Annotated in this window: 20 protein-coding genes; 13 read left to right on the forward strand and 7 right to left on the reverse strand. The window is 71.4% G+C overall.

Annotated features, from left to right (window positions below; translation table 11 throughout):
- Position 1 precedes the first annotated feature (1 nt).
- Both ACZ404_RS11230 and ACZ404_RS11235 read left to right on the forward strand, forming a co-directional pair.
- Entirely contained in the window at positions 2–1,543 is a 1,542-nt protein-coding gene (locus ACZ404_RS11230) for an RNA polymerase sigma factor (protein ID WP_468438346.1), read from the forward strand.
- A gap of 121 nt (positions 1,544–1,664) precedes the next feature.
- Entirely contained in the window at positions 1,665–2,504 is an 840-nt protein-coding gene (locus tag ACZ404_RS11235) for a serine protease (protein WP_468438349.1), read from the forward strand.
- A gap of 121 nt (positions 2,505–2,625) precedes the next feature.
- Here ACZ404_RS11235 and ACZ404_RS11240 read toward each other — a convergent pair whose 3' ends face one another.
- On the reverse strand, positions 2,626–2,856 hold the full coding sequence (locus tag ACZ404_RS11240; RefSeq protein WP_014675476.1) for a DUF7455 domain-containing protein: 231 nt from the start codon (positions 2,854–2,856) through the stop codon (positions 2,626–2,628).
- A gap of 442 nt (positions 2,857–3,298) precedes the next feature.
- Here ACZ404_RS11240 and ACZ404_RS11245 point away from each other — a divergent pair, with 442 nt between their 5' ends.
- The 6 genes from ACZ404_RS11245 to ACZ404_RS11270 all read left to right on the forward strand — a co-directional run bounded on the left by ACZ404_RS11245 (position 3,299) and on the right by ACZ404_RS11270 (position 10,359).
- Positions 3,299–5,422, forward strand: coding sequence for a DNA gyrase/topoisomerase IV subunit B (locus ACZ404_RS11245; protein WP_468438352.1), 2,124 nt, complete (start codon positions 3,299–3,301; stop codon positions 5,420–5,422).
- A gap of 380 nt (positions 5,423–5,802) precedes the next feature.
- A complete protein-coding gene (locus ACZ404_RS11250; RefSeq protein WP_468438354.1) occupies positions 5,803–6,324 on the forward strand; it encodes a DUF1453 domain-containing protein in 522 nt (173 codons plus the stop codon).
- Complete coding sequence (locus ACZ404_RS11255; protein WP_468438357.1) at positions 6,321–7,472, forward strand: sensor histidine kinase; 1,152 nt, start codon at positions 6,321–6,323, stop codon at positions 7,470–7,472. The genes ACZ404_RS11250 and ACZ404_RS11255 overlap by 4 nt, the downstream gene beginning before the upstream one ends.
- Positions 7,469–8,152: a response regulator transcription factor gene (locus ACZ404_RS11260; protein ID WP_468438360.1), complete on the forward strand. Its 684-nt coding sequence runs from the start codon at positions 7,469–7,471 to the stop codon at positions 8,150–8,152. Before ACZ404_RS11255 ends, ACZ404_RS11260 begins: the two co-directional genes overlap by 4 nt.
- 69 nt (positions 8,153–8,221) lie before the next feature.
- On the forward strand, positions 8,222–8,770 hold the full coding sequence (locus ACZ404_RS11265) for a DUF485 domain-containing protein (protein ID WP_468438363.1): 549 nt from the start codon (positions 8,222–8,224) through the stop codon (positions 8,768–8,770).
- Entirely contained in the window at positions 8,767–10,359 is a 1,593-nt protein-coding gene (locus ACZ404_RS11270) for a solute symporter family protein (RefSeq protein WP_468438366.1), read from the forward strand. Before ACZ404_RS11265 ends, ACZ404_RS11270 begins: the two co-directional genes overlap by 4 nt.
- Before the next feature lie 39 nt (positions 10,360–10,398).
- Here ACZ404_RS11270 and ACZ404_RS11275 read toward each other — a convergent pair whose 3' ends face one another.
- On the reverse strand, positions 10,399–11,091 hold the full coding sequence (locus ACZ404_RS11275) for a response regulator (RefSeq protein WP_468438368.1): 693 nt from the start codon (positions 11,089–11,091) through the stop codon (positions 10,399–10,401).
- A 158-nt stretch (positions 11,092–11,249) separates the two neighbouring features.
- Between ACZ404_RS11275 and ACZ404_RS11280 the strand changes: the two genes are divergently transcribed.
- The 3 genes from ACZ404_RS11280 to ACZ404_RS11290 all read left to right on the forward strand — a co-directional run bounded on the left by ACZ404_RS11280 (position 11,250) and on the right by ACZ404_RS11290 (position 14,077).
- Positions 11,250–12,065 carry an ABC transporter ATP-binding protein gene (locus ACZ404_RS11280; RefSeq protein ID WP_468438371.1) on the forward strand — a complete coding sequence of 272 codons (816 nt, stop codon included), beginning with the start codon at positions 11,250–11,252 and terminating at the stop codon, positions 12,063–12,065.
- Entirely contained in the window at positions 12,055–12,930 is an 876-nt protein-coding gene (locus ACZ404_RS11285; RefSeq protein ID WP_468438373.1) for an ABC transporter permease, read from the forward strand. The genes ACZ404_RS11280 and ACZ404_RS11285 overlap by 11 nt, the downstream gene beginning before the upstream one ends.
- An 88-nt stretch (positions 12,931–13,018) precedes the next feature.
- A complete protein-coding gene (locus ACZ404_RS11290; protein WP_468438375.1) occupies positions 13,019–14,077 on the forward strand; it encodes an ABC transporter substrate-binding protein in 1,059 nt (352 codons plus the stop codon).
- A 29-nt stretch (positions 14,078–14,106) separates the two neighbouring features.
- On the opposite strand, the gene ACZ404_RS11295 is transcribed toward ACZ404_RS11290, so the two are convergent.
- From ACZ404_RS11295 to ACZ404_RS11310, 4 genes are all read right to left on the reverse strand, one after another.
- Positions 14,107–14,787, reverse strand: coding sequence for a response regulator (locus ACZ404_RS11295; protein ID WP_468438378.1), 681 nt, complete (start codon positions 14,785–14,787; stop codon positions 14,107–14,109).
- On the reverse strand, positions 14,784–16,463 hold the full coding sequence (locus ACZ404_RS11300; protein WP_468438382.1) for an ATP-binding protein: 1,680 nt from the start codon (positions 16,461–16,463) through the stop codon (positions 14,784–14,786). Before ACZ404_RS11300 ends, ACZ404_RS11295 begins: the two co-directional genes overlap by 4 nt.
- A 97-nt stretch (positions 16,464–16,560) precedes the next feature.
- Positions 16,561–17,502 carry a sucrase ferredoxin gene (locus ACZ404_RS11305; protein WP_468438385.1) on the reverse strand — a complete coding sequence of 314 codons (942 nt, stop codon included), beginning with the start codon at positions 17,500–17,502 and terminating at the stop codon, positions 16,561–16,563.
- Positions 17,503–17,556: 54 nt separating this feature from the next.
- Complete coding sequence (locus tag ACZ404_RS11310) at positions 17,557–18,813, reverse strand: citrate synthase (RefSeq protein WP_468438387.1); 1,257 nt, start codon at positions 18,811–18,813, stop codon at positions 17,557–17,559.
- Between the two features lie 133 nt (positions 18,814–18,946).
- Between ACZ404_RS11310 and ACZ404_RS11315 the strand changes: the two genes are divergently transcribed.
- Positions 18,947–20,104: a citrate synthase/methylcitrate synthase gene (locus tag ACZ404_RS11315; RefSeq protein ID WP_468438390.1), complete on the forward strand. Its 1,158-nt coding sequence runs from the start codon at positions 18,947–18,949 to the stop codon at positions 20,102–20,104.
- 79 nt (positions 20,105–20,183) lie between these two features.
- Positions 20,184–21,269 (forward strand): CobW family GTP-binding protein, encoded by a 1,086-nt coding sequence (locus tag ACZ404_RS11320; protein ID WP_468438392.1) that lies wholly within the window; start codon positions 20,184–20,186, stop codon positions 21,267–21,269.
- 40 nt (positions 21,270–21,309) lie between these two features.
- On the opposite strand, the gene ACZ404_RS11325 is transcribed toward ACZ404_RS11320, so the two are convergent.
- Positions 21,310–23,769 (reverse strand): DNA gyrase/topoisomerase IV subunit A, encoded by a 2,460-nt coding sequence (locus ACZ404_RS11325; RefSeq protein ID WP_468438394.1) that lies wholly within the window; start codon positions 23,767–23,769, stop codon positions 21,310–21,312.
- Positions 23,770–24,025: the final 256 nt, after the last annotated feature.

The raw sequence follows: 24,025 nt of genomic DNA on the forward strand, positions 1-24,025 counted from the left end.
CGTGTCGGCCAGCACATCCCGTACGCTCCCGCCGGAGATCGCCGAGTCCGTCTCTGTCATGGCGCTCATTGAGCGGGGAAAGGCTGAGGGGCAGATCGCCGGCGACGATGTGCGTCGGGCCTTCGAAGCTGACCAGATTCCGGCCACTCAGTGGAAGAACGTACTGCGCAGCCTCAACCAGATCCTTGAGGAAGAGGGTGTGACGCTGATGGTCAGTGCAGCAGAGCCCAAGCGCACCCGAAAGAGCGTCGCTGCCAAGAGCCCGGCGAAGCGCACCGCCACCAAGACGGTCGCGGCGAAGACGGTGACCACCAGGAAGGCCACCGCCACCACGGCTGCGCCGGCCGTGCCCCCCGCCCCGGTCGCCGACGATCCCGCCGAGGAAGCCGCACCCGCCAAGAAGGCCGTAGCCAAGAAGACGACCGCCAAGAAGGCAGCGGCGAAGAAGACCGTGGCCAAGAAGGCGCCCGCGAAGAAGACCACGGCCAAGAAGGACGACGTCGAGCTGACCGAGGATGAGGTCCTCGAGGACACCAAGGTCACCGACGAGCCCGAGGGCGCCGAGAGCGCGGGCTTCGTCCTGTCCGACGAGGACGAGGACGACGCTCCCGCCCAGCAGGTCGCCGCGGCCGGCGCCACCGCCGACCCGGTGAAGGACTATCTCAAGCAGATCGGCAAGGTCCCCCTGCTCAACGCCGAGCAGGAGGTCGAGCTGGCCAAGCGCATCGAGGCGGGCCTGTTCGCCGAGGACAAGCTGGCGAACGCCGACAAGCTCGCCCCGAAGCTCAAGCGCGAGCTGGAGATCATCGCCGAGGACGGCCGCCGCGCCAAGAACCACCTCCTGGAGGCCAACCTCCGTCTGGTGGTCTCCCTGGCCAAGCGCTACACCGGCCGCGGCATGCTCTTCCTGGACCTGATCCAGGAGGGCAACCTCGGTCTGATCCGCGCCGTCGAGAAGTTCGACTACACCAAGGGCTACAAGTTCTCCACGTACGCCACCTGGTGGATCCGTCAGGCCATCACCCGCGCGATGGCCGACCAGGCCCGCACCATCCGCATCCCGGTGCACATGGTCGAGGTCATCAACAAGCTCGCGCGCGTGCAGCGCCAGATGCTCCAGGACCTGGGCCGCGAGCCCACCCCGGAGGAGCTGGCCAAGGAACTCGACATGACCCCGGAGAAGGTCATCGAGGTCCAGAAGTACGGCCGCGAGCCCATCTCCCTGCACACCCCGCTGGGCGAGGACGGCGACAGCGAGTTCGGTGACCTCATCGAGGACTCCGAGGCCGTCGTTCCCGCCGACGCCGTCAGCTTCACGCTTCTGCAGGAGCAGCTGCACTCCGTCCTGGACACCCTGTCCGAGCGCGAGGCAGGCGTCGTCTCCATGCGTTTCGGTCTCACCGACGGTCAGCCGAAGACCCTCGACGAGATCGGCAAGGTGTACGGCGTGACGCGTGAGCGGATCCGCCAGATCGAGTCCAAGACCATGTCGAAGCTGCGCCACCCGTCGCGTTCGCAGGTGCTGCGCGACTACCTCGACTAGGTCCCGCTCGTACCACGGCGAAGGCCCGGTTCCCCCGCGGGAGCCGGGCCTTCGTGCTGCGCGCGGGCGGGCGGTGCATGACTCTGGGTGTCCCAGGAGGACCCCAGAGTGAGGAGCCTGTATGCGCCGTTCCATTGCCCGGGCACTGATCCGGCCGCTGGTCATGGCGGCCACCCTGACCGTCATACCCCTGGCGAGCGCGGCCCCTGCGGCGGCCGGAAGCGTGGTCGTCGGGGGTTTTCCGATAGACGTCTCCCAGGCCCCGTGGACCGTGGCGCTGTCCAGCCGTGACCGGTTCGGGGGTACGCGGGCGGGCCAGTTCTGCGGAGGGGTGGCCGTCACCCGGACCACCGTGCTCACCGCGGCCCACTGCATGGCCGAGGACGTCCTCGGCGCGCCGCCCAACCTCATGCCCGACCTGCGGGTCATAGCGGGGCGTACGGACCTGCTCTCGGACGAGGGCGAGGAGATCGCCGTACGGGACGTCCGGATCAATCCGCAGTACGACGCCGAGGCCAACACCGGGGACTACGCCGTGCTCACCCTCGAGGCGCCGCTGCCGCAGAGCGCTGTCGTGCCCATGGCACCCGCGGGAGACCCGGCGTACACGCCGGGTACGCAGGCCCTGGTCTCCGGCTGGGGGGACACCACCGGCGAAGGCGCCTATGCGCGCCATCTCCACGCCGCACGCCTGCGCGTACTGAGTGATGATCAGTGCACCCTGGCCTACCCGGGCGGCCCTGACGGCACCTACCAGGCCGGCTCGATGCTGTGCGCCGGAGAGGCCGCGGGCGGCCCCGACGCCTGTCAGGGCGACAGCGGAGGCCCTCTGGTGGCCTCCGGGCGGCTGATCGGCCTCGTCTCCTGGGGGAGCGGCTGCGGGCGCCCTGGCAGCCCAGGCGTGTACACGCGCGTGTCCGACGTTCTTCGCAGCCTGGGGCGGGGCGCGCAGCGTCTGTAAGGGCCCGGCGCGAGCTCCTGAGGCTCTGCGTCGGGGTATGAGCACGGGCGGCCGCTCCTCCAGGGGAACGGCCGCCCGTTCACCGGCCTGTGCCGGGGCTGGCTCGTCGTGGGTGCGAGATTCAGCGCTCTTCGTCGGAAGCGGTGTTCGGAACGGACGTCAGCCGCTCCGTCTCGTCCTGTATCTCAGCGGCGATCTTCTTGAGTTCCGGCTCGAACTTGCGACCGTGGTGGGCGCAGAAGAGCAGTTCTCCGCCGCTGAGCAGGACGACGCGCAGGTATGCCTGGGCGCCGCAGCGGTCGCAGCGATCGGCGGCCGTCAACGGGCTCGCGGGGGTCAGAACAGTAGTCACGTCGCCTCTTCTCTAGCTCGACGAGCTGTCGTACCAGGGTCAACATCCAACCAGCCCGAAAACGTTCCCGCTCGGGGCTTCTCCTCGAAAAAATCTTTCCGGGTCGGCTGCCTGCTGCCGGTTGGCGGCGAATGTGCCGTAGTGCGTCTTTTGTGTACTTACGGTTTCGCGCTGTCTTGTGTCTCGGTCCTCCCGGCTGGGTTGCCGGTTTGTTCAGGAGGACGTGCCCGGAGCCTAAATGGTTCATGCCTCCAAGGGAACGTGATATGTACTTCACTCCAACGAGGGATCGAACATCTATGCGAGCGTGGACTAGTCTGAGTTGCCCGCCGAGGGTGGCGTTACACCGGCTCTACCAGGCCTCGGTACCCTCTGAGCGGCGACCGAAGCCGCCCCCTCGTCCGCGAGGGGGTCACCTGAAATTCAGCGAGGAGCGAACCGCGTGACCGCCGATACGTCCGTGCCGTCCACAGCGCTGCTGGCAGGAGCAGACCGGGACGGTTCCAACTACACCGCGCGGCACCTGCTCGTCCTCGAGGGCCTCGAAGCCGTGCGCAAGCGCCCGGGCATGTACATCGGCTCGACCGACAGCCGCGGTCTGATGCACTGCCTCTGGGAGATCATCGACAACTCCGTGGACGAGGCCCTCGGCGGCTACTGCGACCACATCGACGTGATCCTCCACGACGACGGCTCCGTCGAGGTGCGGGACAACGGCCGCGGCATCCCCGTGGACGTGGAGCCCAAGACCGGCCTGTCCGGCGTCGAGGTCGTCATGACCAAGCTGCACGCCGGCGGCAAGTTCGGCGGCGGCTCCTACGCCGCCTCCGGCGGCCTGCACGGCGTGGGCGCCTCCGTGGTCAACGCGCTCTCCGCCCGTCTCGACGTCGAGGTGGACCGCGGCGGCCACACCCACGCCATCAGCTTCCGGCGCGGTGTGCCGGGCGCCTTCCGGGGCGAGGGCCCGGAGGCGAAGTTCGAGGCGAAGAGCGGGCTGGCCAAGGCCAGGAAGATCCCCAAGACCCGCACCGGCACGCGCGTGCGGTACTGGGCCGACCGGCAGATCTTCCTGAAGGACGCCAAGCTCAACCTGGAGACGCTGCACCAGCGCGCCCGGCAGACCGCCTTCCTGGTGCCCGGCCTGACCATCGTCGTCCGTGACGAATTCGGACTCGGCGAGGGCGGCAGCAAGGGGGAGGAGTCCTTCCGCTTCGACGGCGGCATCAGCGAGTTCTGCGAGTACCTGGCGAACGACAAGCCGGTCTGCGACATCCTCCGCTTCTCGGGACAGGGCACCTTCAAGGAGACCGTCCCGGTCCTCGACGAGCACGGTCAGATGACCCCCACCGAGGTCACGCGTGAGCTGGGGGTGGACGTCGCCCTGCGCTGGGGCACCGGCTACGACACCACCCTGCGCTCCTTCGTCAACATCATCGCCACGCCCAAGGGCGGCTCCCACGTCGCCGGCTTCGAACAGGCGGTCACCAAGACCCTGCTCGAGGCCGTGCGCGCCAAGAAGCTGCTCCGCGTGGCCGAGGACGACATCGCGAAGGACGACGCCCTCGAGGGCCTGACCGCAGTCGTCACCGTGCGCCTGGCCGAGCCGCAGTTCGAAGGCCAGACGAAGGAGGTGCTCGGCACCTCGGCGGCCCGCCGCATCGTGTTCAACGTGGTCAGCAAGGAACTCAAGGCGTTTCTGACCAGCACCAAGCGCGACGCCGCGGCGCAGGCGCGCGTCGTCATGGAGAAGGTGGTCGCCGCCGCCCGTACGCGCGTCGCGGCCCGCCAGCACAAGGACGCCCAGCGGCGCAAGACGGCCCTGGAGTCCTCCTCCCTGCCGGCCAAGCTGGCCGACTGCCGCAGCGACGACGTCGACCGCAGCGAGCTGTTCATCGTCGAGGGCGACTCCGCGCTGGGCACGGCGAAGCTGGCGCGCAACTCCGAGTTCCAGGCGCTGCTGCCGATCCGGGGCAAGATCCTCAACGTGCAGCGCTCGTCCGTGACCGACATGCTCAAGAACGCCGAGTGCGGCGCGATCATCCAGGTCATAGGAGCGGGCTCGGGCCGCACCTTCGACATCGACCAGGCCCGCTACGGCAAGATCATCATGATGACCGACGCCGATGTGGACGGCTCCCACATCCGCTGCCTGCTGCTGACGCTGTTCCAGCGCTACATGCGGCCCATGGTCGAAGCCGGGCGCGTCTTCGCCGCGGTGCCGCCGCTGCACCGCATCGAGCTGATCCAGCCGAAGAAGGGCCAGGACAAGTACGTCTACACGTACTCGGACCGGGAGCTGCGCGACAAGCTCATGGAGTTCCAGAGCAAGGGCATCCGCTACAAGGACTCGATCCAGCGGTACAAGGGTCTGGGCGAGATGGACGCCGACCAGCTGGCCGAGACCACCATGGATCCGCGCCACCGCACCCTGCGCCGGATCAACCTGTCCGACCTGGAGGCCGCCGAGCAGGTCTTCGACCTGCTCATGGGCAACGACGTGGCGCCGCGCAAGGAGTTCATCTCCAGCTCGGCGGCGACCCTCGACCGGTCGCGCATCGACGCGTAGCCGCCGCGGCCGGCTCGGCCGACCGTACTGCTCGCGCTGTGAGCGGGCCGGTCGGCCGACGTGAGGGCGTGTTCCGGCGCCGGCCGGGCGAGGAGGGCCGCCGCCGGGCCGGCGGTGCGGCCGACACCGCGGGGCCGTTCCGCCCGCCGTGGTCACCGCAGCGACCGCGGCCGCAGGTCACCGCCGGCTCCACCACCGCCGCGGACGCCGCCTCCGGCCTCGTCCGGCAGGGGTCTCCACCCGGGGGTGGAGACCGGCAGGCCACCGGATTCCACCCGTGATCCACCCCAGCTCCGATCTCCTGACCAGCGAGTTTCCGTAACTTCGAAGGCGTCGGCAGCGCTCGCTCCGACACCACCTTCTCGCTCACGGAGGCTGCGATGTCCGGGCTCGTCCATACGCTGCTGATCATGGCGCTGGTCGTCATCGTGATCGTGCGCCAGTTCCGGGCCCGCGCCATCGACACCGGCCGGCGCTGGTGGCTGGTGCCCGCCGTCCTCGCCGTGGTGGCGATCGGCCAGTCCCGCATACTCGACCCCCACCACCCCACCGGATCCGCCCTGCTGGTCGCCACGGAGATACTCCTCGGGCTGGGGCTGGGCGCCGGCTGGGCCTGGACCAGCCGCGTCTGGACGGCACCGGACGGTGTCGTGTGGGCCAAGAGCACGAAGGCGAGCGCCGCCGTATGGCTCGTCGGCATCGTCCTGCGGATCGGCGTCTTCGCTCTCGGCGCCGTGTGCGGGGTGCATCAGCACAGCTCGGCCCTGCTCCTGGGCCTCGCCGCCACCCTGCTGGTCCGTGCCGGTGTCCTGGCCTGGCGGGCGCAGTCCCTGGGCTCCGTGAGCAGCCCCGCCCCGGCGTACCGTGACGGGGTGCGGTCGGCGTGGAAGGAGCGCGTGTGAAGGACAACGCCTGGACGCGCTGGCCGTCGCGCGAGGCGCTCGGCCGTGCGGGGATCTCCCGGCCGCGGCGTCTGCTCGCCTGGGCCGTCAGGGTGCTGGTGCTCGCCATGCTTCTGTGGAGCACCCTCGCCGAGAGGCACGCCGGAGTCTGGGGCACACTCGCGGCCGCGGGGGGAGTCCTGCTGGCCGGCGCGGCCGCCTGGGCCTTCTTCCGCACGACCTACGAGCATCGGCTGGTGCCCTCCCTGGCGCTCATCGGCGCACTGCTGGGCCTAGCGGTCCTCGCCCAGGCCACCGGGTTCAGAGTGCCGGCGCTGGTCCTCTGGTGCGGCTGCGGGATCTCCGCCCTCGAGCGGCTGCCCCTCGGAGCCGCCCTGCCCGTGACCTCGGTGGCCCTGTCCTCGTACTCGGCCTTCAACAAGGACGTGTGGCTGACCACGGCCGCGACGGTGGCGGGCATGGCCCTCGCCGGCTACGTCCTGCGGCTGGACGCGGAGGCCCGGGGCAGTGCCCAGCGGCTGCTCGCCCAGGAGCGGGCCGCGCGGGCCGCCGAGGCGGAGTCGGCGGCGCTGGCCGAGCGGGCGAGAATCGCCCGGGAGATCCACGACGTGCTGGCGCACAGCCTCTCGGCACAGCTGGTGCACCTGGAGGCGGCCCGGCTGCTGATCGAGCGCGGCGCCGAGCGGGACCAGATCCTGGAGCGAGTGGTGGCCGCCCGGGGCATGGCCCGCGACGGCCTCGCGGAGACCCGGCAGGCGCTGTCCGCGCTGCGCGGTGAGCTGACGCCGCTGGAGGAGTTCCTGACCGAACTCGTCAGCGCGGCCGACGGTGCAGAGGTCACCGTCACGGGTGAGCGCAGGCCCCTGCCGGCCGAGGCGTCGCAGGCCGTACGTCGGGTGGCGCAGGAGGCCCTGACCAACGTCCGCAAGCACGCCCAGGGTGCCAAGGTCCGGATCCGCCTCGACTACGGAGAGCGCGAAGTGACGCTGGGTGTGCGGGACTCGGGCGGTCGGCCGGGCGAACTCACGGGATCCGGCGGCGGGTACGGTCTGCTCGGGATGCGCGAGCGCGCCGAACTGCTGGGCGGCTCGCTGGACGCCCGGCCGGACGAGGAGGGGTTCGTGGTGACGCTGAAGGTGCCGGTATGACCGAGGCGGAGGGGGAGAGGAAGCCCGCGCGGGTGGTGGTCGCCGACGACCAGACCGTGGTGCGGGAAGGGATCGTGATGCTGCTCGGGCTGCTGCCCGGTGTGGAGGTCGTGGGCTCCGCCGGGGACGGCGAGGAGGCGGTGCGGCTGGTCGGGGAACTCGCGCCGGACGTGGTTCTGATGGATCTGCGGATGCCGCGCTGCGACGGGGTGGAGGCCACCCGGCGGATCCGGGCCGCGTACCCGGGGACCCAGGTGGTGGTGCTCACCACGTACGCGGACGACGAGTCGCTGTTCCCCGCGCTGCACGCGGGAGCCCGCGGCTACCTCACCAAGGACGCGGGCGGCGAGGAGATCGTGCGTGCCGTGGAGAGCGTTCTCTCGGGCGATGCGGGGCTGTCGCCGAGCGTCCAGCGCCGGCTGCTGGAGAGGCTGTCGGAGCCCGAGCCCAGACCGGCTCCCGCCGAGCCGCCGGACGGGCTGACCGCACGGGAGACCGAGGTCCTGGTGCTGATCGCCGAGGGACTGACCAACCAGGAGATCGCCCGCAGGCTGCATGTCTCCACGGCGACCGTGAAGACCCACATCAACAACCTCTTCGCCAAGACGGGACTCAAGGACCGGGCGCAGGCGGTGCGGTACGCCTACGGGAAGGGCCTGGCCCTGCCACCCGCGGAGTGAGTCACCTGATGGGGTGAAGAGCGCGGGGAAGAAGAGTCAGGGATCTTCCCGGTCTGTCCATCCTTGGGCATGCAGTCAAGCGATGGTCGTTCCCGGGAGCCCGGGGACGGTCCCGAGAGTCCGGCCGGCCACCAGGAAGAGCACGGCGCGGCCTCCCGCGACGTGAGGTATGAGGATCCCTGGTACGACGCGTTGGCCTCCGGATGGGGCGGCCCGGCCGGCGCGGGCCTGCCGGCAGGGGGCGTACCGGCCGCGCGCGAGGAGCGGGACGCGGCGGGCGTGCGCGCGCGTGACGTGTACCTCGAGGTGCAGCGCAGCGCGGCCTTCCAGGAGGTGCGCAACCGGTACCGGAGGTTCGTGGTGCCGGGCGTCGCCGCCTTCCTCGCCTGGTACGTGGCGTACGTGGTCGCCGCCACGGCCGCGCCGACGCTCATGGCCCGGCCCGTGGTGGGCGCGGTGAACGTGGCGATGCTGGCGGGGCTCGGGCAGTTCCTCACCACCTTCCTTCTCACCTGGGCCTACGCCCGGCATGCGCGGCTGCGCCGGGACCGGGCCGCACTGGAACTGCGCTGGGACACCCAGGAACTGACGCGCGAAGCCCGGGGAGGCGCTGCGTGACCGGTGCTCACCAGACGCTGGCCTTGCTGCTGTTCAGTGGATTCGTGGCCGTCACCCTGGGCATCACGACGTGGGTGAGCCGCAGGCGGCGGGGCTCGGCGGAGGAGTTCTACGCCGGAGGGCGGCTGTTCTCCCCGATGGAGAATGGTTTTGCCGTCGCGGGTGACTACGTGTCGGCCGCCTCCTTCCTCGGCGTCACCGGGCTCATCGCGCTCTACGGCTACGACGGGCTGCTGTACGTGGTGGGCTTTCTCGTGGCCTGGCTGGTCGTGCTGTTCCTGGTGGCCGAACTGGTGCGCAACTGCGGGCGGTTCACCCTGGCGGACGTGGTGGCCGCGCGGATGAGCGAGCGGCCGGTGCGCATCGCCGCGGGGACGTCCTCGGTCACCGTGTCGTTGCTGTACCTGGTGGCGCAGATGGTGGGCGCGGGCAGCCTGGTGGCGCTGCTGCTGGGGCGGACGAGCGGTGCTGCGCAGGCCTGGACGGTCATCGGGGTGGGCGCCCTGATGGTGATCTATGTGACGCTGGGCGGGATGCGGGCCACCACCTGGATCCAGATCGTCAAGGCGGTCCTGCTGCTCGGCGGGACGGTCGCGCTGACGGTGCTGGTCATGGTGCGGTTCCACGGGGACGTCGACCGGCTGCTGATCACGGCCGCCGAGCGCAGCGGCCACGGGGAGGCGTTTCTCGCGCCGGGACTGAAGTACGGCGGGAGCTGGACCGCCCGCCTCGACTTCATGAGCCTGGGTCTGGCGCTGGTGCTGGGCACGGCGGGGCTGCCGCACATCCTGTCCCGCTTCTACACGGTGCCGACCGCCCGGGCCGCACGCCGGTCGGCGGTCTGGTCGATCGGGCTCATCGGCGGTTTCTACCTGATGACGATCGTCCTCGGGTTCGGGGCTGCCGCCGTGGTGGGCCCCGAGGCGCTGCGCCGGTCCAACGCTGCCGGGAACACGGCCGTGCCGCTGCTGGCGCTGGACCTGGGCGGCGGCGCCGGTTCCACAGGGGGAACGGTTCTCTTCGCGGTGGTCGCCGCCGTCGCCTTCGCCACGATCCTCGCGGTCGTCGCCGGCATTACGCTCGCCTCCTCGGCGTCCGTCGCCCACGACCTGTACGCCTCGCTGCGGCGCTCGCGCGGCAGGGGGCGCAGCGAGGTGGCGGTGGCGCGCGTCGCAGCGGCCGGCATCGGCGCGGCCGCGATCGCGCTGGGGCTGCTGGCCCGCGATCTGAACGTGGCCTTCCTGGTGGGCCTCGCCTTCGCCGTGGCCGCGTCGGCGAACCTGCCGGTGCTGCTGTACTCGCTGTTCTGGCGCGCCTTCACCACGCGCGGTGCGGTCTGGGCCGTCTACGGCGGGCTCGTCCCGGCGCTCGGCCTGGTGCTGCTCTCCCCGGTGGTGTCCGGCAGCCCGGGTTCGCTCTTCCCGGGCGTCGACTTCCAGTACTTCCCGCTGCAGAACCCGGGCCTCGTCTCCATTCCACTGGGCTTCCTCGCCGGCTGGCTGGGCACGGTCACCTCGGAGGAGGTCGCCGACGAGGCCAAGTACGCCGAGACCGAGGTGCGGTCCCTGACCGGGGCCGGAGCCGTCTAGCCGGGCGGCGGCGCCCGCGGGGCGGCGTGCGTGCCGCGCCTAGGGCGCCACCCAGGCGTAGCGGTGCTCCGGGCGGCCGGTGTCGCCGTACTTCAGGGACAGGCGGAGGCGGCCCGCCTGTTCCAGGTGGCGGAGGTAGCGCTGGGCGGTGGAGCGGCTCAGGCCGGTCCGTGCCGCCACCTCGTGGGCCGACAGCGGGTGGTCGGCGCGGTGCAGGACGCCGCAGATCAGGTCGGTGGTGGGCTCGGAGTGGCCGCTGGGCAGGCCCGGCGAGGACGGTGCCGGGGTGGTGCGCAGCGCGCCGAAGATCCGGTCGACCTGCTCCTGGCCGGTCAGCCCCCGGCCGCCCACCCGGTCGACGGTGCGGCGCAGCGCGGCGTAGGAGTCCAGGCGGGTACGCAGGGCCGTGAAGGTGAAGGGCTTGACCAGGTAGTGCAGGGCGCCCAGGCGCATGGCCTTCTGGACGGTCGCCACATCACCGGCCGCTGTGATCATGATGACGTCGGTGCCGTGGCCCTGCTCCCGCATGCGGTGCACGAGGTCAAGGCCGGTCTGGTCCGGCAGGTAGTGGTCGAGCAGCACCAGGTCGATGGCGCCGCGTTCCACGGCGGCCAGGGCCTGCGCGGCGCTGTGCGCGCGGGCAGCCACCCGGAAGCCGGGAACCTTTCCCACGTACTTGGCGTTTATCTCTGCGACGCGGAAGTCGTCGTCCACGACCAGGACGTCAATCATCAGGCCTCTCCTTCAAGGCCGACGAGCGTTGAGCCCGTGTTTCGGCTCCGCAGTTCTAACGCGAGCTAAATGAGCACAACAGGTGCTTGCGAGCAAAAGAACGGCATGTGCTCACAAGACTCCTGCCGTGGCCGGGGCCACACCTACCGTCCCGGCCCATGAGCGCAGACACCAGCCCCGCCATCGAGCTACGGGGCGCGAGCAAGACCTTCAGGACCCCGTCGGGGGGTCTGCACACGGCCGTACGTGATCTGGACCTCACCGTGGGACGCGGCGAGTTCGTCGCCGTCGTCGGGCCGACCGGCTGCGGGAAGTCCACCACGCTGACGCTGGTCAGCGGCCTGGAGGAGCCCACCGAGGGCGAGGTGCTGGTGGCCGGGGAGCCGGTCGCCGGCGTCGGTGACAAGGTCGGTTTCGTCTTCCAGCAGGACGCCACCTTTCCCTGGCGGACGGTCCTGTCCAACGTCATGGCCGGCCCGCGCTTCCGGGGCATGCCCAAGGCCGAGGCCAAGGAGAAGGCCCGCGAGTGGCTGGCCCGCGTCGGTCTCGCCGCCTTCGAGGACCGCTACCCGCACCAGCTCTCCGGTGGCCAGCGCAAGCGCGTCGCCCTCGCCGCCACGTTCGTCAACGACCCCGAGATCCTCCTCATGGACGAGCCGTTCTCGGCGCTCGACGTGCAGACCCGGGCGCTGATGTCGGACGAGCTGCTGGAGCTGTGGGAGGGCACCGGCGCCTCCGTCGTCTTCGTCACCCACGACCTGGAGGAGTCCATCGCGCTGGCCGACAAGGTCGTCGTGATGACCGCCGGCCCCGCCACCGTGAAGCAGGTCTTCGACATCGACCTGCCCCGGCCGCGCAAGGTCGAGTCGGTGCGCCTGGAGCCGCGGTTCATCGAGATCTACCGCGAGATCTGGGAGTCCCTCGGCGAAGAGGTCCGCATCACCCGTGAGAGGGGTGCCGCTCATGTCGCCTGACGTCATGCCCGAGGCCCGGATCGCACCGACCATGACGGAGCCCGTCACCAAGACGAACCGCGCGCAGACCCGCGCCCAGGCCGCCCGCAGACGCAAGCTGGTCGTCTCCGCGGCGCGGGTGCTGCTTCTGATAGCCGTGCTCGGCCTGTGGGAAGGGCTGTCCCGGGCCAAGATCATCGACCCGTTCAACTTCTCGATGCCCTCGCAGATCTGGGACCAGATCTGGACCTGGGTGATGCACGGAACGGCACAGGGCTCGTTGGGCGAGCAGATCTGGGCCACGCTGCAGGAAGCGCTGCTCGGCTGGATCCTCGGTGTCGTCGCCGGTGTGCTCTTCGGCATCGCCCTGGGGCGGATCGCCTTCCTCGCCGACGTCCTCGGTCCCTACGTCAAGGTGCTCAACTCCATCCCCAGGATCGTGCTGGCCCCGATCTTCCTGATCTGGTTCGGCCTGGGCCCCGCCTCCAAGGTGGCGTCGGCCGTGGTGCTGGTCTTCTTCCCGGTGTTCTTCAACGCCTTCCAGGGCGCCCGCGAGGTCGATCGCAACCTGGTCGCCAACGCCCGGATCCTCGGCGCGAGCAATCGCCGGGTGACGCTTCAGGTGGTCATCCCGTCGGCGACCTCCTGGATCTTCACCAGCCTCCACGTCAGCTTCGGCTTCGCCCTCATCGGCGCCATCGTCGGCGAGTACATCGGCGCCACCAAGGGCATCGGCCTGCTCGTCGCCGCGTCCCAGGGCACCTTCAACGCCGCCGGTGTCTACGCCGCGATGGTCATCCTCGCGGTCGTCGCGCTCGGCGCCGAGGGCCTGCTGACCTTCGCCGAGCGCCGCATCTTCCGGTGGAAGCCGGCCAACTCCGGCTGAGCCCGGCCCACCGAGCGCCGCCGTGAGGCCCGGCGCTCCACGACCCCCACCTTCCCCGTACCGCCCTCTCACAAGGACGTGAACCGCCATGCGCAAGACCGCCAGATACGCCTCCGTGGCCGCCGCCGGCCTGCTCGCCCTCTCCTCGCTCACCGCCTGCGCCAATGACGCGGCGAGCAGCACTTCGGCCGCCGCCGGCAGCAAGGGCGACGGCAAGGGCACGAAGGTCAAGATCATGGTCGGTGGCCTGGACAAGGTCATCTATCTGCCGGCGATGCTGACCCAGCGGCTCGGCTACTTCGACGCCGAGGGCCTCGACGTGGAACTGCTCAGTGAGCCCGCCGGTGTCCAGGCCGAGACAGCGCTCGTCTCCGGCCAGGTCCAGGGCGCCGTCGGCTTCTACGACCACACCCTCGACCTGCAGACCAAGGGCAAGTCGGTGGAGTCCGTCGTGCAGTTCTCGCAGGCGCCCGGCGAGGTGGAGGTCGTCTCCGCCAAGCAGGCGAAGGACATCACCTCGCCGAAGGACTTCAAGGGCAAGAAGCTCGGTATCACCGGCCTCGGTTCCTCGACCGACTTCCTCACCAAGTACCTCGCGGTCAAGAACGGTCTGAAGGTCAGCGATGTCACCCCCGTCGCCGTCGGCGCCGGCCCGACCTTCATCTCCGCGCTGCAGCAGGGCTCGATCGACGCCGGTATGACGACGGATCCGACCGTCGCCACGATCCTGGACAAGAAGGCCGGGAAGGTCCTCCTCGACATGCGGACGCCCGAGGGCTCGCAGGAGGCGTTCGGTGGCCCTTACCCGTCGTCCAGTCTGTACATGCAGACGGACTGGGTGAACGGACACAAGGACACCGTCCAGAAGTTGGCCAATGCATTCGTCAAGACGCTCAAGTGGATGTCCACCCACAGCGCCTCCGAGATCGCCGCCAAGATGCCCGCCGACTACTCCCAGGGCAGCAAGACGCTCTACGCCCAGGCGATCAAGAGCACGCTGCCGATGTTCACCAAGGACGGCGTGATGCCCGCGAGCGGCCCGGAGACCGTCGAGAAGGTCCTCAAGGCGTTCAACCCGAACATCAAGAACGCCAAGGTCGACCTGAGCAAGACGTACACGACCGAGTTCGTGAAGGCCGCCAAGTAGGAGGCCGCCAAGCAGAAGCACAGCCCCGGTCAGACGCGGGTCGCCCACACGTAACGGTGTTCCGGGCGGCCCGCGTCGCCGTACTTGAGGGTCAGCCGCGCCCGCCCGGTGCGTTCCAGCAGCTTCAGGTAGCGCTGGGCGGTCTGCCGGCTCACGCCCGTCCGCTCGGCGATCTCCTGAGCGGACAGCGGTCCCTCGGCGCTCATCAGGGCCTGGCGCACCAGTTCGGCGGTGGTGGGGGAGTGCCCCTTGGGCAGCCCCGGTTCCGACGCCGCCGACAGGGCGCCGAAGATGCGGTCCACCTCGGCCTGTTCGGCCTCGCCGCCGCCGTCGAGCGTACGGCGCAGCTCGGCGTACGCCTCCAGTTTCGCCCGCAGCCCGGCGAAGGCGAACGGCTTCACCAGGTACTGCAGGGCGCCGTGCCGCATGGCCTCCTGCACGGTCGACACGTCCCGCGCCGCCGTCACCATGATCACGTCGGTCCGGTGGCCGCGCCGGCGCATTTCCCGCACGACCGCGAGCCCGGTGTCGTCGGGCAGGTAGTGGTCCATGAGCACCAGGTCGAGCCGTGGCAGCGTCTCCATCCGGCGCAGCGCCTCGGCCGCGTTGTGCGCCTCGCCGGCCACATGGAAGCCGGGCACCTTCGCCACGTAGGCGGCGTTGACCCGGGCGACCCGGGCGTCGTCGTCCACGACCAGCACCTCGATCATCGTGCCTCCTCCTCGGCGACGGCGGCGGTGTCCACGGACGCCTCGGGCACCACCGGCTCCGGCTCCGCCTCCGCCAGCGCCTCGGGCAGGACGACGGTGAACTCTGCGCCCCCGCCGTCCGCCGCGCCGACCGACGCGCTGCCGCCCTGCCGTTCGGCCAGCCGCCGCACCAGGGACAGCCCCAGGCCCCGTTTGCCGTGCGCGGGAGGCTCCTTGGTGGACCAGCCGTCCGTGAAGATCAACTCCCGTTGGTCCTCGGGGATTCCGGGCCCGGTGTCGCGGACTCGCAGTACGACCGTACGGCCCTCGGTGCGCAACTCGACCTCCACGCGCGCGTGCGGGGTGCCGCCGACCGCGTCCAGCGCGTTGTCCACCAGGTTGCCCACGACCGTGACCAGACCCCGGGGGTCGACCAGCCGGTCCGGCAGCCGCGTGCGCTCCGACACCCACAGGGCGACTCCGCGTTCCGCCGCCACGGTCGCCTTGCCGACCAGCAGGGCGGCCAGCAACGGGTCCTGGATCTTCTCGGTGACCTGCTCGGCGGTGACCCGGTGGTCCCCGACGACCTCGCCGACGAACTCCACGGCGTCGTCGTACATCTCCAGCTCCAGCAGGCCGAGCAGGGTGTGCATGCGGTTGGCGTGTTCGTGGTCCTGGGCGCGCAGGGCGTCGATCAGGCCCCGGGTGGAGTCGAGTTCGCGGCCCAGTTGCTCCAGCTCCGTGCGGTCGCGCAGGGTGGCCACGGCGCCGCCGTCGTCCGTGGGCATGCGGTTGGCGACCAGCACGCGGTGGCCGCGCACGGTCAGCAGGTCGGTACCGGTCACCCGGCCGGCCAGGACGTCCGTCGTACGGCCCTCGCCGAGCGCCTCGTCCGGCGGCCGGCCGACCGCCTCGTCGCCGATGCCCAGCAGCCGCCGCGCCTCGTCGTTCAGCAGCCGGATGCGGCCTGCGCGGTCGAGGGCCACCACGCCCTCACGGATGCCGTGCAGCATCGCCTCGCGCTCGGCGAGCAGCGCCGAGATGTCGGAGAACGCCAGGTCCCGCGTCTGCCGCTGCACCCGGCGGGAGATCAGCCAGGCGGCCAGCGCGCCCACCGCGAGCGCACCGCCCGCGTAGGCGAACAGCCCCGGGATCGCGCTGATCAGCCGGGCGCGCACACTGTCGTAGGCGATACCGACCGACACCGCGCCGACGATCCGGTGACGGGCGTCGTAGAGCGGCACCTTGCCGCGTGCGGAGCGGCCCAGGGTGCCCTTGTCTATCTCCATGACCTCCTTGCCCCGCAGGGCGTCACGGGGGCTGGTGGAGACGACGTGGCCGATCTCGCCGAGGGTGGGGTGCGACCAGCGGATGCCCTGCCGGTTCAGCACCACGATGTACTCGGCGTTCGTGGCGTGCCGGATCCGCTCGGCCTCCTTCTGCACCGGGCCGTTCCGAGTCGGCGGGGTGGTCAGGACCCCCTCGGCGATCTGCGGGTCCTGTGCCGTCGTCTGCGCGATCGCCAGCGCGCGGCGCTCCGCCTCCTGGTCCAGCTGTTTGCTCAGCGGCGCCAGGAACAGCCCGGTCGCGAGCACCGCCACCCCCGCGGCGATCGCCACCTGCATGAGCAGCACCTGCGAGAACATCCGCCGCGGCATACCCAGGTGCAGACGGCGTGCGGGGGGAGTGGGGCTCATACCCACGACGGTACGTGGGCCGTCGGTCGTCGCCGTAGGGGTGTGGCGTGGATCTCTTGACCGGTTCTTGAAGAAACCGGGGTGAGCGCGGTTCCGCTCAGCTCGCCAGCGCGGGCGTCCCGAGTGCGCGGAGGGCGACCACGTCCATCCGCGCCGGAGCCCCGAGCACCGTCGCGCCGCAGCTCTCCGGGCGTGGTGGCAGCGAGGCGCCCTGCGCCACCGTGACGCGCCAGCGGCGCCCGTCGGCATGCGCGACGGTCACCTCCCAGCGGGACGCGCGGCCCTCGGTCCGTACGACGCTCAGCACGCCCGCCCGGTACTCGCCGGCCGCCTCGCGCACAGCCAGCTCGGCCGCCTGGCCGGGTCGTTCCCAGGCCGAGCACCCGCGGCAGCCCTCGACCACCACACGTCCCTCCTGGACTCCGTGCAGGGCCTCCTTGACGGTGTGTGCCTCGGCGCGGCCGTACGCGTAGCCGTACGGCAGGACAAGGACCGTCGGCGAGAAGCGATGGCCGCCCAGATGGGTGACCTCCCAGACGCCGCGCACCCCGGACGCGGCCAGCTCGGTGGCGAGGGGCCGGCCCAGGAGGGCGCAGCAGCGGTCGCGCTTGCCGTTGGTGCACACGAGCGCGAGCGGGTCGCCCGTGTGCGGCCGGCCGTCGAGCGCCGCGCCGAAGGACCGGTGGTCGCCCGCGCCGAGAGCGGCGAAGTCGAGGCCGAGCAGCCGGCGCGGATCGCGGACGGCGGCGCTGTGCAGCCACACGGCGCCGGGAACCGTGTGGGCCGCGTACACCTGCCGGAGCTCGGGCCGTCCGGGGTCGGCGTGGCGCCCGGGGCGCCGGATGAGCGCGACGCGGACGCCGGTGCCCTCGGCGGCGGCCTCCAGAGCCCGACCGAGGGCGGGGTCGAGATGACTGGAAGTGAGCGCCCTGGCACCCCAGGGGCCGGGCTGTTCCAGCAGCAGCCACGTCGTCGCCGTGGCAGCCGTACCGGAAACGGGCTCGTCGAGGCTCCGGGAGACGGTCGCGCACCTACTCACAGAGGTGAGCCTAACCTGACTCTCCCGGGGGCGACTTCCGGCCGTGCCCGTGTCCTACTCGGGGAGGGGCCGGGGCGGACGTGGACCGACGTAGTGACCGCTGGGGCGCATGCGCAGCGGGCGCTCGCCGTACTCCTCCAGGGCGTGGGCGATCCAGCCAGCCGTCCGGGCGACGGCGAAGATCGTCTCGCCGGCAGTGGCGGGCATGCCGCTGGAGGCGGTGAACACGGCCAGGGCCAGGTCGACGTTGGCGTGCAAGGGGGCGTGCCGGGCCGTGGTGGCCACGATGTCGCGGGCCGCGAGCAGTGCGGGCTCCGCGCGTGGCACCTGCTCCAGGAGGCCGAACAGCACGCGCGCGCGGGGGTCCTCGCCGGTGTAGAGCCGGTGGCCGAGGCCGGGGATGCGGCGTCCCGCGCGCAACTCGTCCGCGATCACCGGGACCGCGGTGCCCTGGTCGAGCACCTCGAGCAGCATCCGGTGGGCGAGGCCGCTCGCGGCGCCGTGCAGCGGGCCCTCCAGGACGCCGAGCCCGGCCGAGACGGCCGCGTAGGCGTGCGCGCGGGCGGAGGCGGCGACCCGGACGGCGAGCGTGGAGGCGGCCAGGTCGTGGTCGACGAGCAGGGCGAGGGCGGTGTCCAGGACCCGCAGCGAGGCCTCGTCGGCGGGGCGCCCGGTCAGCCGGGCCCACAGGCGGTGGGCCAGCGGGCCGCCGTCCTCGCGGGTGGGCCGGGCCGGAGGGAGCGCGGCGACGAGCGTGGGGACGAGGGTGCGCCCCGTGCCGAGCACGGCCTCCTCGGACAGGTCGAAGCGCAGCGGGTCCTCGGCCGCCGCGGCGATCGCGGCCACCCGCAGCCGGTCGGTGGGGGTGGTGTGCTCGGGCAGGGCGTCCACGGCCCGCCGGGCGACCGCGACGGCGGCCTCCGGCGCGGTGAAGGTCACGCCCGGGGCGAGGCGGCCGGTCCACAGCCACTCCGCGACCTCCTCGTAGGAGTGGCGGGTGGCCAGCTCGGTGGCGTCGACGCCCCGGAAGTAGTACCGGTCGTCGTCGATCAGCGTGAGCCGGGTCCGCACGGACAGGTCCCCGCCGGAGCCAGGAGTCCCGGCGGCCTCCCGCCGGTTGCGCCGGGCGAGGGCGGCGACCTCCGTCGCGTCGAAGGTGCTGGCGCGGCCGCCGGGGTCCCGTCGGCTGGTCAGCAGGCCGCGGCTCACGTAGGCGTACACCGTCTCCGGCTTCACGCCGAGAATCTCGGCGGTCTCCTTGGTGGTCAGCCGGTGTCCGGGCGTGTCGGAAGCGGGTTCGTGGGCGCGCATGGGGTCACCGTAGCGGCCTCCGGACATGTTGATGAGCCTACATTGATCAATCAATATTGACATGACTTGAGTCCATCATCGACAGTCGGATCAAGTTACAACAGGTTGGATCAAGTCCAGCGAGGAGCTCGTCATGGTCAGCAACAGGACCGCACCCCTCGTCGACGTACCGCGTGGCCTCGCGGGAGTCGTCGTCACCGACACCGAGATAGGAGACGTCCGCGGGCTCGAGGGCTTCTACCACTACCGCCAGTACTCGGCCGTCGAACTCGCGCGGACCCGCGGCTTCGAGGACGTCTGGCACCTCCTCGTCCACGGCACGCTCCCCGGCCCGGACCGCAGCGCCGCCTTCGCCGCCGAGACGGCGGCGCTGCGCCGGCTGCCCGAGGAGGTCCGCGCGGTCCTGCCCGCCGTCGCCGCGGCGAGCCGCGACTCCGGCCCGCTGGCCGGGCTGCGCACCGCGCTCTCGCTGCTGGGCGCGGCGAAGGGCTTCCGGCCGGTGTACGACATCGACGCCGGCCGGCGCCGCGCGGACACGGTCGCCGCCTGCGCCGCCGTACCGACCCTGCTCACCGCCCTGCACCGGCTCGGGCGGGGACTCGACCCGGTGGAGCCGCGCGAGGACCTCTCCTACGCGGCCAACTACCTGTACATGCTGACCGGGGAGGAACCCGATCCGCGGCGGGCCCGTGCGGTCGAGCAGTACCTGATCTCAACCATTGACCACGGATTCAATGCGTCAACCTTCACCGCACGGGTCGTGGCGTCCACCGGCGCCGACGTCGCCGCCTGCCTGACCGGGGCCGTCGGCGCCCTGTCCGGACCGCTGCACGGCGGGGCGCCCAGCCGCGCCCTCGACACCCTGGACGCGATCGGAACCCCCGACCGGACCGACGCCTGGATCCGTGAGCGGGTGCTCGCCGGCGACCGCATCATGGGCTTCGGGCACGCCGTCTACCGCACCGAGGACCCCCGTTCACGCATGCTGCGCGAGATCGCGCAGAGCTTCGGCGGCCCGCGCGTCGACCTCGCCGTGCAGGTGGAACGCCAGGTCGAGGCGATCCTCGCGGAGCTCAAGCCCGGCCGTGAACTGCACACCAACGTCGAGTACTACGCGGGCGTGGTCATGGAACTCTGCGGCCTGCCCCGCGAGATGTTCACCCCCACCTTCGCGGCGGCGCGCGTGGTGGGCTGGAGCGCCAACATCCTGGAGCAGGCGCAGGACTCGAAGATCATCCGCCCGGCGGCCCGGTACGTCGGACCCGAGGCGCCGGCGCCGGTACCGGCGTAGTGCGCAGGGCGGTCGGCCGGAGGATCACCGGGTTCCTATCCTGGTGCCCGCAGTCAGCCGCGCACGAGAGGGCCGCCCCTTGGGCAACACCCGTACCCCGCACCAGATCCCGGTCGTCGTCCTGGCCGGATTCCTCGGCTCCGGGAAGACCACGCTCCTCAACCACCTCCTGCACCACAGCAGAGGCAGCCGCATCGGAGCCGTCGTCAACGACTTCGGGGCCATCGAGATCGACGCGATGGCCGTCGCCGGAGCTCTCGGCGACTCGACGGTCTCCCTCGGCAACGGCTGTCTGTGCTGCGCCGTGGACACGAGCGAACTGGACCTGTACCTGGACCGGCTCGCCGCGCCCGAGGCCGGCATCGACGTCATCGTCATCGAGGCCAGCGGGCTCGCCGAGCCGCAGGAGCTGGTGCGGATGGTGCTGGCCAGCGAGCATCCGGGGATCGTCTACGGCGGCCTCGTCGAGGTCGTCGACGCCGCCGAGATCGACGACACCCGCGCCCGGCACCCCGAGATCGACCGCCATCTGGCGCTCGCCGACCTGGTCGTGGTCAACAAGCTCGACCGGGCGGCCGACGCCGGGCGCGTCCTCGCGCTCGTCCGCTCGCTCACCGACCGCGCGGCCGTCGTCCCCGCCACCTACGGCCGCATCGACCCCGGATTCCTCTTCGACTGCCGGCCGAGCGAGGAGCGCCTCGGACAGCTGTCCTTCGACGACCTGCACGAGCACGGCGACGAGAGGGAGCACGCCGGGCACCTGCACACCGGCTACGACAGCCTCTCCTTCACCGCCGAGCTGCCCCTGGACCCCCGCCGGCTGATGCGGTTCCTGGACAGCCGGCCCGAGGGGCTGTACCGGATCAAGGGGTACGTCGACTTCGGGCCGTACGACACCCGCAACCGGTACGCCGTCCATGCCGTCGGCCGGTTCCTGCGCTTCTACCCCGAGCCCTGGCCGCCCGCCGGCCCCCGCCGCACCCAGCTCGTGCTGATCGGCTCCGGCATTGACGCGGACGGCCTCGCCGAGGAGCTCCGGGCGTGCGGGAACGACGCCCCGCACGCCGACGAGCACGGCATGTGGGGCGTCCTGCGCTACGTCCAGGGCACGGAGGAGGAACCCGAGGCGGACGAGGCCTGGAGCGCCGGGGCGTACCGGCCCTGAGGGACCGGTGCTGCCCCGGCGCCCCGGGTTCGTACCAGCCCTAGAGCACCGGTCCCGCGACCACCGCCACCGTCTTCGGCAGTGACGTGCCCGAGCCGTCGCGGCGCGGGTCGGGCTCCGGGAGCTCCACCGGGGTGCCGTTCTTCTGCGCCGCCCGGGCCGGGACGGGACCCGCCCAGGCCAGCGACAGGCAGTCCTCGCCCTTCAGGAACCGCTGGCAGCGCACGCCGCCGGTGGCGCGGCCCTTGCGCGGGTACTGGTCGAACGGTGTCACCTTGGCCGTCGTCTGCACGGAGTCGTCCAGCGTGCCGCGCGAGCCGGCCACCGTGAAGACGACCGCGTCGACGGCAGGGTCGACCGCCGTGAAGGAGATGACCTTCGCGCCCTCGGCGAGCTTGATGCCCGCCATGCCGCCCGCCGGACGGCCCTGCGGGCGGACGATCGAGGCCTGGAAGCGCAGCAGCTGCGCGTCGTCCGTGATGAACACCAGGTCCTCCTCGCCGGTGCGCAGCTCCACCGCGCCGACGATCCGGTCGCCCTCCTTGAGGGTGATGACCTCCAACTCCTCCTTGTTGGACGGGTAGTCGGGCACCACGCGCTTGACGACGCCCTGCTCGGTGCCGAGCGCCAGGCCGGGGGACGATTCGTCCAGCGTGGTCAGGCAGACCACCGTCTCGTCGTCCTCCAGGGAGACGAACTCCGCCAGCGGCGCCCCTCCGGAGAGGTTGGGAGCGGCGGCCGTCTCCGGCAGCTGCGGCAGATCGACCACGTTGATCCTGAGCAGCCGGCCGGCCGAGGTCACCGCGCCGATCACGCCCCGCGCGGTCGCCGGGACCGCCGAGACGATCACGTCGTGCTTGACGCGCTTGCCGCCCGCCTCCTGCGGCAGCGGCTCGTCGGTCGCCGTACGGGCCAGCAGCCCCGTCGAGGACAGCAGCACCCGGCACGGGTCGTCCGCCACCTGCAGCGGCACGGCGGCCACCGGGGCGCCCCCGGACTCCAGCAGGACGGTGCGCCGGTCGGTGCCGAACTTCTTCGCGACCGCCGCCAGTTCCGCCGAGACCAGCTTGCGCAGCTCCGCGTCGGACTCCAGGATCCGGGTCAGCTCCGCGATCTCCGCGGTGAGCCTGTCCTTCTCCGCCTCCAGCTCGATGCGGTCGTACTTGGTGAGCCGGCGCAGCGGCGTGTCGAGGATGTACTGCGTCTGGATCTCGCTCAGCGAGAACCGCCGCATCAGGTGCTCCTTGGCCTGCGCGGAGTTCTCGCTGGACCGGATCAGCCGGATGACCTCGTCGATGTCGACCAGCGCGGTGAGCAGGCCCTCCACCAGGTGCAGCCGGTCCCGCCTCTTGCCGCGGCGGAACTCGCTGCGGCGCCGGACCACGTCGAAGCGGTGGTCGAGGTAGACCTCCAGCAGCTCCTTCAGGCCCAGCGTGAGCGGCTGGCCGTCGACCAGGGCCACGTTGTTGATGCCGAAGGACTCCTCCATGGGCGTCAGCTTGTAGAGCTGCTCCAGGATCGCCTCCGGCACGAAGCCGTTCTTGATCTCGACGACCAGGCGCAGGCCGTGCTCGCGGTCGGTGAGGTCCTTGACGTCGGCGATGCCCTGGATCTTCTTCGCGTTGACCAGGTCCTTGATCTTGGCGATCACCTTCTCCGGACCGACCGTGAACGGCAGTTCGGTGACGATGAGGCCCTTGCGGCGGGCGGTCACCGTCTCGATCGCGACCGTGGCGCGCATCTTGAACGTGCCGCGACCCGTCGCGTACGCGTCGCGGATGCCGTCGAGGCCGACGATCCGGCCGCCGGTGGGCAGGTCCGGACCCGGGACGTGCTTCATCAGCGCGTCCAGGTCCGCGTTCGGGTACCGGATCAGATGGCGGGCGGCGGCGACGACCTCGCGCAAATTGTGCGGCGGCATGTTCGTCGCCATACCGACCGCGATGCCCGAGGAGCCGTTCACCAGCAGGTTCGGGAACGCGGCGGGCAGCGCCACCGGCTCCTGCTCCTGGCCGTCGTAGTTGGGCGCGAAGTCGACCGTGTCCTCTTCGATGGACTCGGTCATCAGGCTCGTCGCCTCGGCCATCCGGCACTCGGTGTACCGCATGGCGGCCGGCGGGTCGTCGTTGCCCAGCGAGCCGAAGTTGCCGTGGCCGTCGACGAGCGGCACGCGCATGGAGAAGGGCTGGGCCATGCGCACCAGCGCGTCGTAGATCGACGCGTCGCCGTGCGGGTGCAGCTTGCCCATGACCTCGCCGACGACCCGGGCGCACTTCACATAGCTGCGGTCGGGACGCAGGCCCATCTCGTTCATCTGGTAGACGATCCGGCGGTGCACCGGCTTGAGGCCGTCGCGGGCGTCCGGCAGGGCGCGCGAGTAGATGACCGAGTACGCGTACTCGAGGTAGGAGCCACGCATCTCGTCCACGACGTCGATGTCGAGGATCCTCTCCTCGTACGGATCGTCGGGCGGCGGGGTCTTCGTGCTGCGGCGGGCCATCGCTGCCGGCTCCTTCTGATCTGGTCGCTCGCCGAGGGGGCGCGCACCCTCGGGCTCGCTCTCGCTGAAGCGGTTGACGGATCTGTCGCGGACCATTGTGGACCGCGGCACTGACAACCTGGCCGCGACCCGGTGTCCGCGGGCCGCCCCGGTCGCCGGAGGACGTCCTCGGGGTACGCCTGACGCAGGCTACGCGATCCGCTGTGGGCGTACGTCCGGCGGGAACTTCGCCGAGCCCCCGCACGCTGTGCATACA

Source organism: Streptomyces sp. NPDC030798 (assembly GCF_055572275.1).

Coding starts and splice junctions, on each gene's coding strand:
- ACZ404_RS11235 (WP_468438349.1), top strand. CDS start 1,665: ATGCGCCGTTCCATTGCCCGGGCACTGATCCGGCCGCTGGTCATGGCG.
- ACZ404_RS11250 (WP_468438354.1), top strand. CDS start 5,803: ATGTCCGGGCTCGTCCATACGCTGCTGATCATGGCGCTGGTCGTCATC.
- ACZ404_RS11260 (WP_468438360.1), top strand. CDS start 7,469: ATGACCGAGGCGGAGGGGGAGAGGAAGCCCGCGCGGGTGGTGGTCGCC.
- ACZ404_RS11265 (WP_468438363.1), top strand. CDS start 8,222: ATGCAGTCAAGCGATGGTCGTTCCCGGGAGCCCGGGGACGGTCCCGAG.
- ACZ404_RS11275 (WP_468438368.1), bottom strand. CDS start 11,091: ATGATTGACGTCCTGGTCGTGGACGACGACTTCCGCGTCGCAGAGATA.
- ACZ404_RS11280 (WP_468438371.1), top strand. CDS start 11,250: ATGAGCGCAGACACCAGCCCCGCCATCGAGCTACGGGGCGCGAGCAAG.
- ACZ404_RS11285 (WP_468438373.1), top strand. CDS start 12,055: ATGTCGCCTGACGTCATGCCCGAGGCCCGGATCGCACCGACCATGACG.
- ACZ404_RS11290 (WP_468438375.1), top strand. CDS start 13,019: ATGCGCAAGACCGCCAGATACGCCTCCGTGGCCGCCGCCGGCCTGCTC.
- ACZ404_RS11295 (WP_468438378.1), bottom strand. CDS start 14,787: ATGATCGAGGTGCTGGTCGTGGACGACGACGCCCGGGTCGCCCGGGTC.
- ACZ404_RS11300 (WP_468438382.1), bottom strand. CDS start 16,463: ATGAGCCCCACTCCCCCCGCACGCCGTCTGCACCTGGGTATGCCGCGG.
- ACZ404_RS11310 (WP_468438387.1), bottom strand. CDS start 18,813: ATGCGCGCCCACGAACCCGCTTCCGACACGCCCGGACACCGGCTGACC.
- ACZ404_RS11315 (WP_468438390.1), top strand. CDS start 18,947: ATGGTCAGCAACAGGACCGCACCCCTCGTCGACGTACCGCGTGGCCTC.
- ACZ404_RS11325 (WP_468438394.1), bottom strand. CDS start 23,769: ATGGCCCGCCGCAGCACGAAGACCCCGCCGCCCGACGATCCGTACGAG.